Annotated in this window: 12 protein-coding genes; 8 read left to right on the forward strand and 4 right to left on the reverse strand. The window is 65.8% G+C overall.

Translation table 11 applies throughout. The features are described from left to right. From F7R02_RS22330 to tssJ, 4 genes are all read right to left on the reverse strand, one after another. The coding region (locus F7R02_RS22330; RefSeq protein WP_208789132.1) for a type VI secretion system Vgr family protein at positions 1–930 on the reverse strand (930 nt) is incomplete at its 3' end. 10 nt (positions 931–940) lie between these two features. Next, entirely contained in the window at positions 941–1732 is a 792-nt protein-coding gene (icmH, locus tag F7R02_RS22335; RefSeq protein ID WP_172397289.1) for a type IVB secretion system protein IcmH/DotU, read from the reverse strand. Then, a complete protein-coding gene (gene tssK, locus F7R02_RS22340) occupies positions 1729–3063 on the reverse strand; it encodes a type VI secretion system baseplate subunit TssK (RefSeq protein ID WP_078591209.1) in 1335 nt (444 codons plus the stop codon). The genes icmH and tssK overlap by 4 nt, the downstream gene beginning before the upstream one ends. A gap of 152 nt (positions 3064–3215) precedes the next feature. Continuing rightward, positions 3216–3824 (reverse strand): type VI secretion system lipoprotein TssJ, encoded by a 609-nt coding sequence (tssJ, locus tag F7R02_RS22345; protein ID WP_078591210.1) that lies wholly within the window; start codon positions 3822–3824, stop codon positions 3216–3218. Between the two features lie 385 nt (positions 3825–4209). Between tssJ and F7R02_RS22350 the strand changes: the two genes are divergently transcribed. From F7R02_RS22350 to F7R02_RS22385, 8 genes are all read left to right on the forward strand, one after another. After that, positions 4210–4698, forward strand: a complete 489-nt coding sequence (locus F7R02_RS22350) for a tetratricopeptide repeat protein (protein WP_078591211.1) — start codon at positions 4210–4212, stop codon at positions 4696–4698. Positions 4699–4743: 45 nt separating this feature from the next. Further along, positions 4744–5244 carry a type VI secretion system contractile sheath small subunit gene (tssB, locus tag F7R02_RS22355; protein ID WP_002812671.1) on the forward strand — a complete coding sequence of 167 codons (501 nt, stop codon included), beginning with the start codon at positions 4744–4746 and terminating at the stop codon, positions 5242–5244. A gap of 3 nt (positions 5245–5247) precedes the next feature. After that, positions 5248–6744 carry a type VI secretion system contractile sheath large subunit gene (tssC, locus tag F7R02_RS22360; protein WP_078591212.1) on the forward strand — a complete coding sequence of 499 codons (1497 nt, stop codon included), beginning with the start codon at positions 5248–5250 and terminating at the stop codon, positions 6742–6744. Positions 6745–6885: 141 nt separating this feature from the next. Continuing rightward, positions 6886–7383, forward strand: a complete 498-nt coding sequence (locus tag F7R02_RS22365; RefSeq protein ID WP_002812667.1) for an Hcp family type VI secretion system effector — start codon at positions 6886–6888, stop codon at positions 7381–7383. Between the two features lie 147 nt (positions 7384–7530). Then, the gene (gene tssE, locus F7R02_RS22370; RefSeq protein WP_019302186.1) at positions 7531–8019 is read left to right on the forward strand and encodes a type VI secretion system baseplate subunit TssE; all 489 of its coding nucleotides are present in this window, start codon (positions 7531–7533) and stop codon (positions 8017–8019) included. Positions 8020–8021: 2 nt separating this feature from the next. After that, positions 8022–9857, forward strand: a complete 1836-nt coding sequence (tssF, locus tag F7R02_RS22375) for a type VI secretion system baseplate subunit TssF (protein ID WP_078591213.1) — start codon at positions 8022–8024, stop codon at positions 9855–9857. Continuing rightward, positions 9821–10912 carry a type VI secretion system baseplate subunit TssG gene (tssG, locus tag F7R02_RS22380; protein ID WP_078591214.1) on the forward strand — a complete coding sequence of 364 codons (1092 nt, stop codon included), beginning with the start codon at positions 9821–9823 and terminating at the stop codon, positions 10910–10912. Before tssF ends, tssG begins: the two co-directional genes overlap by 37 nt. An 85-nt stretch (positions 10913–10997) precedes the next feature. After that, positions 10998–12610, forward strand: a 1613-nt coding sequence (locus F7R02_RS22385; RefSeq protein ID WP_151210210.1) for a Clp protease N-terminal domain-containing protein, incomplete at its 3' end; no start/stop codon positions are given.

Genomic DNA, 12610 nt, shown 5'->3' on the forward strand with positions numbered 1-12610 from the left:
CACGCGGGCGCTGCCGGCACCGGCGTGGAGCGTGTGCGGCACGCGCAGCGCGTCCAGCCGCGCCTGCGCCTGATCCTGCGCGGTCGCCTGCTGGGCGAAACGCCCGGCGCGCGGCTGCACGTAGACCTCCAGCGGCGGCAGCGCGCCGGCCTCGGCCTGGGCCTGCGCGGCGACCGCGCGCACTTGCTCGCTGTGCCAGCTGGCCACGGTGCTGGCGGTGGGCACCACGCAGCGGCGCTCGCCGAAGGCGCCGATCGCATCGTCGGCCTCGGCCGCGTCGCTGCGGTGGAAGCGGATCGTGCCGCTGTCCGGCACCTGCGCCTGCGGGTCGAAGATCACCAGCGTGGCCGCGGTCGCCTCGCTGTCCTCGTCCTGCGCGTGCGCGTAGCGCCAGGCCAGGCCGGCCTCGGCCAGCAGGCGGGTGACGAAGGCCCAGTCGGTCTCGCGGTATTGGGTGGTGATCGGGTGCGCGGGCAACGCGGCTTGCACGTCGAAGCGGAACGCGGCCTGCGGGTAGTCGGCGAAGATCCGTTCGCAGATCGCGCGCGCGTCCAGGTCCTGGAACACCAGCGCGTTGCGCCGCAGCTCTAGCAGCGCCGTCCACGGCGCCAGGGTCAGCCGGTAGCGGGCCAAGCCGCCGTCGCCGCCCAGTTGCGCCACTTCGGTGCACAGGCCCTGCCAGTGGCGTTGCGTGCCGTCGGCCTGGCGCAGCTGCAGGTCCAGCGGCTGCTCCAGCAGCGCCTGGGCATCAAGAAACGCCGAGGTGGCCAGGCACGCGATCTGCAGCACGGTGGCGCCGCACACCGCTTCCTGCCCGTAGAAGCGTTCCACCACCAGTCCCTCGACCGGGGCGCGCAGTTGGATCAGGCGGGCGTGTTGGGACGGCTGCGCCAGACTAGCGAAGGCGACGGCCAGCGTCGGCATATCCATAGCGACGTACTCACGGCAGGGTGATCGTAATGTGCGCGGTGCGTTGCGGCATCTGCACCACTTGGTTGTAGGCGGCCATGCGCTGCTCGGTTTGGTGGTCCAGGTACAGGCGCAGACCGAAGAAGCCGAGCAGGCCAAAGCCGGCCACTAGCGCGGCCGGCAGCCACAGCGGCACCACGCCGCGCAGTGCATGGCGCACGGTGTCCGGCGGCGGCCAATGCGGTGCGAAACCGGTGCGCTTGCCCTTGAAATAGATGATCTCGTCGCCCAGCCGCGCGGTCAGGTAGCCGAGCTTCTCTGGCCCTTCCAGCCGATACTTGCCTTCGAAGCCAAGCAGCAGGCAATAGTGGTAGATCTCCAGCGAGGGCAGGCGCACGGCGCCCTGGCGGCGCAGTTCTTCGAGGCGATCGAAGAAATGCTCGCCGGCCAGGTGTTCGCCGAACAGGCGCAGCTGCAGCGGATTGCGTTCCCAGGTTGCGTGCAGGGCCGAGGGCTGCGACAGGATCGCTTCGTCCACCGCCGCGCAGAACGCGTATTTGGCCGCGTACATGTCCTCGGACGCGATGCCGAGCTTGACCGCGCTGCGTTCCACGCCATCGAGGAATGTTTGCACCGACTGCACGAAGGATTCGGTGTCGCCGGGCATCTGCGCGCGCTTGAGCAGCAGCAACAGGTAGAAGCCGTCGGCCATCAGGTCGAGCAGGCTCTGCGGCGTGGAGGGATACGCGCTGGCCAGGCCGTGCGGCGCCTGCGCGGTCAGCGACGGCATCGGGCCTGGGGTGGGGGGCAGCGGGTTCATCATGAGGTCACCGCGACAAGTTCCATCTTGAGGGCATCAATGCCGGACGGCACATAGAGCATCATGGACTGCGCCTTGAGCATGCGCTCGTACAGCGGCCCGCGCGCTTCCAGGGCGAAATAGTAGCTGCCGGGACGGACCGGGATCGCCGCCGGCACCTGCGCGGCGTGGGTCAGCTTCACGCCCGGCAGGGCTGACAGCACGCACTTCTCGACGTCGTCCGGCGCACCGACCTTGAACCGTACCGGCACCGTCTGCACCAGTTCCGGCCCGGGCATGTCGGCCGACACGCTCAGGTAGAACGCGGCGTTCTCGTCGATCCGCTGCGAATCGATCCGGCCCAGGTGGAACGACGGCTTGACCTCGCTCAGCGCGATCTTGAAGTAGCGCGCCGAGATCACCGTGTCGAGCAGGTCGCGCACGATCTGGAACAGGCGCTGGAAGCAGGCTTCCGGCGCGGCGTGGTTGTACCGGGGCAGGTCGTTGAGCTGGTAGGCGTTGGAGAACGTCAGCAACGCGCCGGCCATGCGCAGCAGTTCCTGGTGCAGGCGCTCGGGGTGCAGTTGCGGATGATGGAACAGGTGCGACAGCGCGCCGAACGAGGAACAGGCGGTATGCAGCAGCCAGAACGAGGCGATGTCGCCGGAGCGGAATTCGATGATGTGCTGCGACGGTTGCCGATGCAGCCCGTACAGCGCATCGACCTTGGCCTGCAGCGAGTCGAGCAGGCCGCGCAGTTCGCGATACAGCGTCGGCGAGGCGTCGATGTGCGCGCATGACGGGATGAAGTCCTCGTCCAGCTCGAAGCCGCCGGTCGGGGTACGGCGCACGCGCGCCACCGGCACGGTCACGTACGGATCGCGCGGAGTGTCGTCGGTGAGCAGCTTCACCGCCTTGCTCAGGTACGCCAGTTCCGATTCGGCCGCGTCGGTGTACAGGTCGCTGGTCGGCCGGTTGAGCTGCTGGTAGCGGGCCAGTTGCGAGCCCTCCGCATCGCTGCAGTTGCCGCCGTCGTCGCGCAGCAACGGCAGCGCCAGGTACACCGTGGTGGTCTGGACGCCGGCGGGGAGGTCATTCAGCGACAGCGCATCGGGCAGCGCGTCGTGCGCCGGCGCGTCGTAGGATTCGCCATCGGGAAAGACCACCGACAGGTCGAGCGCGCGCAGGCTGCCGCTGGCCATGCTCTGCGGATCGAAGCGGATCCGGCGTGTTCCCCAGCCATAGGGATGCAGCGTCTGCGCCAGATCCTGCAGCCTTGCTTCGTGGTAGGTGTCCTGGCGCTGGAAATGCTGCGGCCGCAAAAACAGGCCTTCGCCCCAAAATACTTTCGACATCCTGCTTACATGAGACACGGGTCTATCCCTGGATTTTGAAGAGGTCGGTCCGCACCGATCCGGCCGGCCGCGAGAGGCAATGCCTCGCGTCCATACCGCAGATTCCTTGCCGACGGGCGGGATACTACAGCACGCGTCCGCGCAGGCGGGCGCTAGCGCGCAGCGGCGCAACGCACCGACGCCAGGCTGCTGGGATCGCCCGCCAGGCGGGTGACCAGCGCCGGGCTGTCGGTGGTCAGCGCGCAGGCGTGAATGCCGATGGTGATGCCCTGGGTCGGCAATTCCTTGCGTCGCGTATCGAAGGCCATGCGCCAGCGGCCCTCGGCCGGCGCGCGGAACAAGGCCACCACGCCCAGGGTGGTGGTGCCTTCGGACATCTGCTCGTTCAGTTCCTGGCGGGCGCTTGGCGTCAGCACGATCTCGTTGACCGACAGCAGGTCCGCGCCCAGCGCCGCCTGCTCTCCAGCCTGATCGAGGAACGCGTTGAACGCGGCATGCTCGAAGCGTTGCGCGCTGCGCAGGTGATAGATCTTGACCACCGCGGCGGTGGCGTGCGTGTCGGTGCCCGCATTCAGGTTGCTGCCGGCGAACAGCCGCAGCGGAATCATCGGAGGCGCCTCTGGCTTTGCTTCCTTGATGCCCACTGCCTGCAGGGTCTTGTCCATCGCCTTGCCGATGCCGCCGCTGGCGCAGCCGGACAGGGCCAGCATGGCCGCAACAAGGGCCAACAGAAAATTGAAACGGTGGGCGGATATGTTCATGCTTGCTCTGACGTGGCAGACGGAGGGCGATCCGCATCCAGCCACTCAGTAGTGTTCGGCCCTGTGCGGTGCGCCCGACCGCCCGTGCAGAGAAGCAGCATGGGGCAGACTCTGGCCGGCTTGACGCGGTCGTGGAAGCCCACTATACCCGGCCCTATTAGCGGCTGTAAACTAACGAAACAACGCGCATGCCTTGGCTCACCCCGTCTTCACATCGGGGTCCCCAGGTTAACTCCAGGATTGGTTTTCAGAGGAAGTCATGATGACGGTAGTCAAGGGGCTGGTCACATTCCGGCCTATGTTTGCACTCGTTCTACTCTCCGCCCTCGTCGGTTGCGCTTCCGCGCCGAAGAAGGCTCCGCCACCGTGGTCGTTCGACGCCACGATGTCGCGCGCCGAAGCCGAAGTCACCAGCGGCGGCCCCGAGCAGGCTCTGAAAACCTTCGAAGACGCCGGTCGCGCCGACCCTACCCGTAAGGAGCCGTGGGTGCGCATCGCGCAATTGCAGTTCGACCGCGCCAATTACGCGCGCGCCATCGTCGCGGCGCAGGAAGTGCTGCAGCGCGATCCCAACGACCTAGTCGCTGACGGCGTGTTGACCGTCGCCGGCTTCCGTATCGCCAATCAGTCGCTGCAGCGCCTGCAGGGCCGCGGTGCGCTGGCTTCGGGCACAGCTCGAAAGGAGGCCGAGACGCTGGCCAGCACGCTGCGCGCGACTATGGGCGACGATATCTTTCAGCCTGAAGAGCCGAAGAAGCGCAAGCCCTTCCGCAACACCCGCCGCGCCGCGCCGCCGGCTGCGAAAGACGCCGCGCCGCCCAAGGAAACGCCCAATGCGTCGGCCGATCCGTTCCAGAACCTAGGCGGCAACTGACCGGTCATCCGGACTCCCCTAAAGCCTTAACGTCAGGAGACACCCATGGCTAAGAAGGAAAGCATCCAGAAACGTCTGCAGAAGATTCGGCCGCCGCGCGTGCAGCTGACCTACGACGTGGAAAAGGGTGACGCGATCGAACAGAAGGAGCTGCCGTTCGTGGTAGGCGTGCTTGGGGATTTCAGCGGTAATCCCGAACAGCCCCTGGCCAAGGTCAAGGACCGCAAATTCGTCAACGTCGACCTCGACAACTTCGACGAGGTGATGGAGGCAATGGCGCCGCGCGCGGTTTACCGCGTGCCGAACAAGATCAGCGATGCCGGCGGCGAGTTCGGCGTCGAACTCAAGTTCAAGTCGATCGACGACTTCCGTCCCGAGGCTGTGGTCGATCAGGTCGAACCGCTGCGCAAGCTGCTCGAATCGCGCACCAAGCTGGCCGACCTGCGCAACAAGCTGGCCGGTAACGAGAAGCTCGAAGACCTGCTAACGGACGTGTTGAACAACACCGAACAGCTGAAGAAGCTGGGTCGGGAAAAGGAGAAGTAAGCCATGGCCGCAGAGGTTTCGAGTGCCACCCACAATTCGGTGCCCGCTACGCTGGCAGAAACAGGCTTGCTCGACCAGATCGTCGAGCAGAGCAAGGTCGCCAAATCGGAGACCGAGCACCAGCGTGCGAAGGACATCATCTCCGAGCTGGCCAAGGAGGTGCTGGAAGGTACCGTCGTGGTGTCGGACAACCTCAATCTGACGCTGGACGCGCGCATTGCCGAGATCGACCGGATCATCTCCGAGCAGCTGAGCGCGGTGATGCATGCGCCGGAGTTCCAGAAGCTGGAGAGCAGCTGGCGCGGCCTGCACTACATGTGCGAGCAGACGTCCACCGGCGTGACGATGAAGATCAAGGTCTTCAACTCGCCCCAGCGGGATCTGGTGCGCGACTTCAAGTCGGCGATCGACTTCGATCAAAGCGCGCTGTTCAAGAAGGTCTACGAGGAAGAGTTCGGCACCTTCGGCGGTGCGCCATTCGGCGCATTGGTCGGCGACTACTACATCGGCCGCCAGCCGGAGGACATGTACTTCGTCGAGCAGATGTCGCATGTGGCCGCTGCGGCGCACGCGCCTTTCATCTCTGCCGCGTCTGAATCGATGTTCGGTCTGGAAACCTTCACCGACCTGGGCAAACCGCGCGATCTGGCCAAGGTGTTCGACACTGTCGAATACGCCAAGTGGAAGTCGTTCCGTGAGTCGGAGGATAGCCGCTACGTCGGCCTGACCATGCCGCGTTTTCTCGGGCGGCTGCCGTACAACCCGAAGGACGGCACTACGGTCGAAGGCTTCAACTTCGTGGAAGACGTCGACGCTGCCGACCATAGCAAGTATCTGTGGTGCAACACCGCTTATGCGATGGCCACGCGCCTGACCAAGGCGTTCGAGGACTATGGTTGGTGCGCGGCGATCCGCGGTGTGGAAGGCGGTGGTCTGGTTGAAGACCTGCCGACCCACACCTTCCGCACCGACGACGGCGAAGTGGCGCTGAAGTGCCCGACCGAGATCGCGATCACCGACCGCCGCGAGAAGGAACTCAGCGACCTGGGCTTCATTCCGCTGGTGCATTGCAAGAATACCGACTATGCGGCGTTCTTCGGCGCGCAGTCCGCGCAGAAGCCGAAGAAGTACAACACCGATTCGGCCAATGCCAACGCGATCCTGTCGGCGCAGCTGCAGTACATGTTCGCCGTGTCGCGTATCGCCCATTACCTCAAGGCGATGATGCGCGAGAAGATCGGCAGTTTCGCCTCGGCGCGTAATGTCGAGGATTTCCTGAACCGTTGGATCTCCCAGTACGTGTTGTTGGACGACAACGCCGGTCAGGAAGCAAAGGCGCAATACCCCTTGCGGGAAGCGTCCGTACAAGTTTCGGAAGTGCCGGGGAAACCCGGTGTCTACCGCGCGGTGGCCTTCATCAGGCCGCATTTCCAGCTCGATGAGCTGTCTGTTTCGTTGCGTCTGGTGGCCGAACTGCCGGCTGGTACCAAGAAGGCGTAGCGTTTCTTGTTGTCGTAGCGTCGAGGGACGGAGATCCCACTGTTTTGCAATTGACGCAATGTCCTTCGGGACAGGCAAATAACCGCCAGGCCGCTCCTGGCAAAACAATCTCACGGAAGACCGGAATTTAGGAGACCAGATATGCAGCACGCGTTTCTTTCTATCGACACCATCAAGGGTGAATCGCACGACGATAAGCACAAGGATTGGGTGGAGATCAAGTCGTTCTCCCAGGACTTGTTGCAGCCGCGCTCGGCCACCGCATCCACCGCTGGCGGTCAGTCGGCCGCTCGTGTGAACCTGTCGCCAATCGAGATCGTCAAGGCGATCGATCTATCCACCACAGCGCTGAACCAGGCGTGCGCCAACGGCACCACCTTCCCCAAAGCCCGCATCGAGTTCATGCGCGCCGACAAGGACGGCAATGCCATCAACTACTACCTGGTTGAGTTGATGAACGTGCTGGTCCACCGCGTCACCACGACGGTGGACGAGGACGGCATGCCGCAGGAAGTCGTCCAACTGAGCTTCGGCGCGATCAAGTGGACCTACAACCAGCAGAAGCCGGAAGGCGGAGTCGGCGGCAAAGCGGTTGCGCAGTGGAGTGCTACCAAGAACATTCCCAACTACACCGTTTGATGTTTGTTTTGCGATGGCGCCTTCGCGCGCCATCGCATTTCCTCGCCGCGCGCAGACACAGGACCGACGCACAGCAGGGCCGCGCCATCCGCCGGTCGCGCCTAGTTGGCAGCAAGGCTCAAGGACGACTTCACGTAGGGGCGGTCAATGAAGGGACTCGAACCCAGTCTGTTGGAAAAATTGTTCGACGACACGCCCAAGTCCACGGGTGGATCGCATGTGTTCAAGGCCATCTCCATCGACCAGTACAAGGAATCGGTCGCTCGCGACCTGGAAGGCCTATTGAACACCCGTTCGGCCTTCAGCGAAGAAGGCCTCACCGAATTTCCCAATTGCAAGCAGTCGTTGCTGACCTACGGCCTCGGCGATTTTTCCGCGATGAGCCTGGCCAATGGCTACGACCGCACGATGATCTGCCGCTCGCTGGAGCAGGCGATCGCGCGCCATGAGCGGCGCCTGCGCAACGTGCACGTGAAGCTGGAAACCGCCGGCCAGTTCGGCGGCGGCCTGCACTTCACCATCCATGCGTTGCTGGACATGGAGCCGGCGCGCGAGCCGGTGAGCTTCGACGCCATGCTGCAACCGTCCACGCTGCAGTACTCGGTCAGCCGCCTGCGGCGCCAGGCGGCGCCCTGACCATGCAAGACCTGCTTCCCTACTACGAACGCGAACTGGGCTATCTGCGTCGCTACGGGCGCGAGTTCGCCGAGCGCTATCCCAAGATTGCCGGGCGCCTGCAGCTGTCGGCCGACGGCAGCCAGGATCCGCATGTCGAGCGCCTGATCGAGGCGTTCGCGCTGATGGGCGCGCGCATCTCCAAGCGCATCGAGGACGACTACCCCGAGTTCACCGACGCGCTGCTGGAAGTGCTGTATCCGCACTATCTGCGGCCGTTTCCGTCCTGCTCCATCGCCTATTTCGACATGGAAGGCGTGGCTGCCAAGCTCAGTGCGCCGATCCGCGTGCCGCGCGGCAGCTATCTGCAGTCGCGCCCGGTGCGCGGGATCAACTGCCGGTTCCGCACCGCCTACGACGTGGTACTGGCGCCGGTGGCGGTGAAGGCCGCCAGCTACCGCGGCGTGGCCGAAGCGCCGATGGCGGTCAGCCTGCCGCCGGGCACCGGCGCACAGATCTCGATCAGCTTCGAGCTGTTGTCCGACCAGGCCTCGTTCGCCGGCCTGGGCACCGACGCGCTGCGTTTCTTCGTCGACGGCGAGCCGTCGTTCTGCTCGGCGATGCGCGATGCGCTGGCGCTGGGGGTCAAGGCGGCCTATGTCGAGTCCGACGGCAGCGGACGCTGGCGCCGGCTGGCGGAAACCCCGCTGGCGCCAGTGGGATTCGCCGACGACGAATCGCTGATCGATTTCCCGGCGCGTTCGCACCCGGCCTACCGTCTGCTGACCGAGCTGTTCGGCTACCCGGACAAGTTCGGCTTCTTCGATCTTCAGCTCAAGCCGGTGACCGCTGGCGCCAGCCGCTGGTTCACCTTGCACCTGGTCCTACAAGCGACGCCGCCCGATCGCGCCGCCAACCAAGTGCTCGAGGAGTTGGATTGCAAGAACATCCGCCTGGGCTGCACCCCGGTGGTGAACCTGTTCGCGCAGCACGGCGAGCCGATCCGCGTCACCCATCGCAGCGTCACCTATCCGGTGATTGCCGACGGGCGCCGCGCCTTTGCCTACGAAGTGCATTCGATCGATTCGGTGCACCGTATCCGGCAGACTCCGCAGGGCGAGCTGATCCAGGAGTTCCGCCCGTTCTATTCGCTGCACCATGGCGAAGACCCCGAGCGCGCCGGCCAGTATTGGGTGGCGCGGCGCGACGAGGATGTGGCGCGGCAGAGTCCCGGTTACGAAACCGAATTGAGCTTCGTTGACCTGGAATTCAATCCGACCCTGCCGCAGACCGATGTGGTCAGCGTCGAGCTCACCTGCAGCAATCGCGATCTGCCCAGCCAGCTCGCCTACGGCATCGCCGGCGGCGACCTGTCGATCGAGGGCGGAACCCCGGCGCGCGCGATCAGCTTGTTGCGCAAGCCGAGCCGGCCACTGCGGTTCCGCCACGGGCGCGGCGCGCAATGGCGGCTGATCTCGCACCTGTCGTTGAATCAGCTGTCGCTGACCGGCAGCGGCTTGCCGGCGTTGAAGGAGATGCTGCGGCTGTACGACATCTCCGGCAGCAGCGTGTCGTCGCGGCAGATCGACGGCATCGTCGGCATCGAGCAGCATCCGGTCACCACCTGGCTGTCCGGCAAGCATTTCGCATCGGTGGTGCGCGGCCTGGAAGTGCGTTTGACCATCAGCGAAAACCATTTCGTCGGGACCGGCGTGGCCGCGTTCGCGCATGTGCTCGACCACTTCTTCGGCCTCTACGTCCACGCCAACAGCTTTACCCGGCTGGTGCTCATTTCCAGCGAAACAGGGGAGGAACTCGTCCGATGCTTACCGCGAAGCGGCGAATCGATCCTGGCGTAGCGCTGCAACTGCTGGCCGAGCCGCATCGCTTCCAGTTCTTCCAGGCGATGCGGATTCTAGAGCGGGTGTTCCAGCGCCAGGGGGTCAAGGCCGGTCAGGCCCTGCCCACGCGCGTGCGTTTCCACAACTCGCTGTCGTTGGCGTTTCCGGCGACCGAGCTGGACCCCGTCGGCCAGGCCTATTCGCAGGACGGCGAGCGCCTGGAAAGCGATGCGGCGCTGGCGTTCGCGATCGAGACCGAGAGCCTGGGCGAAGTGCATCTGACCCCGAACTTCATGGGGTTGCTGGGCACCTCCGGCGCATTGCCGCTGCACTATACCGAGACCTTGCACGAACGCGAGCTGTACCAGCGCGACCGTACCCCACGCGCGTTCCTGGACATGTTCTCCAACCGCGCGGTGGCGCTGCACTACGCCGCGTGGAAGAAGCACCGGCTGGCGCTGCAGTATGAGCTGGACCGGCGCGAACGCTTCCTGCCGCTGGTGCTGTCGCTGCTGGGCATGGGCATGCCGGGACTGCGCGATCGCATGGTCGACGGCGGCGGCGACGTCTTCGACCAGGCGGTGGCGTACTACGCTGGCGCCATCCGCCAGCGGCCGATCTCGGCCAAGCTGCTGCAGCGCGTGCTGGCCGACTACTTCAAGGTGCCGGTGGAGCTGGAACAGTTCGTCGGCGCCTGGTACAAGGTGCCGGCGCAACAGGCCACGCGGCTGGGCCAGGCCAATGCCACGCTCGGGTCCAGTGCGCTGGCCGGCGACCGGGTGTGGCAGCGCGACCTGCGCATGCGCCTGCGCTTCGGTCCGCTGCAGCGCGAGGCTTTCGACCAGTTCCTGCCCGGAAGCAGCGCCGCGAAGGCCTTGTCGAAATGGCTGACGCTGCTCACCGGCGGCGGGCTGGAATACGAGGTCAAGCTGGTGCTGCGCGCCGAGGACGTACGCGGCTCCGGCGTCGGCGAAGCACTGGGCGTACGCCTGGGTTGGGACAGCTACCTATGCTCGCGCCCGCAGACCCAGCCGCGCGCCGACACCACCTACGGCCTGCATACCCTTCAATAGCCCGGGCGCGAGCCCAACGCCGACGGCAGGCAGTGACGTCGGTGCCACATCATGAAACCGCCAGCATGGAGCGTCCTGTTTTCGCATGAGTATCAATCTCAAGACCCTGATCAGCAAACTCGACGACACCTGCCGGCAGGCGGCCGAGCGCGCGGCCAATCTGTGCATGGCGCGCGGCAACTACGAAGTCGACCTGGAGCATCTGTTCCTGGCGCTGCTGGAGCAACCGCAAAGCGATTTCGTGCTGATCGCGCGCCGCTGCGGCATTTCGCCGGAGACGCTGGAACGCGATCTCAGCGAGGAGGTCGGCCGCTTCAAGGCCGGCAATACGCGCACGCCGGTATTTTCCCAGCACCTGCCCACGCTGTTCGAGCACGCCTGGCTGATCGCCTCGCTGGATTCGGAAACCACGCGCATCCGCAGCGGTCATCTGCTGCTGGCGATGCTGACCGAGCCGGACCTGTCGCAGCTGGCCTACCGCGGTTCCAAGCAGTTCGTGAAGATCAAACTCGACGCGCTCAAGCACGACTTCGCCCGCCTCACCGAAGGCTCGCAGGAAGCCGGGCAAAGCCTGCGTTTCGCCGATGCCGGCCAGGCCGACGCCGGCGGCGACCCGGTCGATGGCCTCACCGGCGCGCCGGACGGCAAGGGCGGCCTGACCAAGACCCCGGCGCTGGACCAGTTCACCACCAACCTCACCCAGCGCGCCCGCGATGCGCAGATCGACCCGGTGATCGGCCGCGACGGCGAGATCCGCCAGGTGATCGACATCTTGATGCGGCGGCGCCAGAACAATCCGATCCTCACCGGCGAAGCCGGCGTCGGCAAGACCGCGGTCGTCGAGGGGCTGGCCCGGCGCATCGCCGAGAAGGACGTGCCGGACGTGTTGCAGGGGGTGGAACTGCATGTGTTGGACATGGGCTTGCTGCAGGCCGGCGCCAGCGTCAAAGGCGAGTTCGAGAACCGGCTGAAGAACGTCATCGACGAGGTCAAGAAGAGCCCGCATCCGATCATCCTGTTCATCGACGAGGCGCACACGATGATCGGCGCCGGCGGCACCGCCGGCCAGAACGACGCGGCGAACCTGCTCAAGCCGGCGCTGGCGCGCGGCGAGCTGCGCACCATCGCGGCCACCACCTGGAGCGAATACAAGAAGTACTTCGAGAAGGACGCGGCGCTGGCGCGGCGCTTCCAGGTGGTCAAGGTCGAGGAGCCGAGCGAGACGCTGGCCGCGGCGATGCTGCGCGGCATGGTGCCGCTGATGGAGAAGCACTTCGGCATCCGGGTGATGGACGAGGCGGTCACCGAGGCGGTGCGCCTGTCGCACCGCTACATCAGCGGCCGCCAGCTTCCGGACAAGGCGGTCAGCGTGCTCGATACCGCCTGCGCCAAGGTCGCGCTCGGGCAGAGCGCCACGCCGGCGATCATCGAGGACACGCGCAAGCACCTGGACCGGCTGGCCGCGGAGCTGGCCGCGTTGAACCGCGAGACGTCCGGCGGCGCCCGGCACCACGATGCGCGCGTGGCCGAGCTCCTGCAGGCGCAGGAAAGCGCACGCAAGGTGCTTGCCGACAACGAGACGCGGCTGGTGCGCGAGCGCGAACTGGCCGAGCGCATCGTCGCCCTGCGCGCGCAGCTGGAAGCGGCGCCCGCCGCCGCCGAACCCGCGGCTGCCGGCGCCGCCGCCGCCAAGCCGGC

It is taken from the genome of Xanthomonas cissicola, assembly GCF_008801575.1.
GTDB classification, from domain to species: Bacteria; Pseudomonadota; Gammaproteobacteria; order Xanthomonadales; family Xanthomonadaceae; genus Xanthomonas; species Xanthomonas cissicola.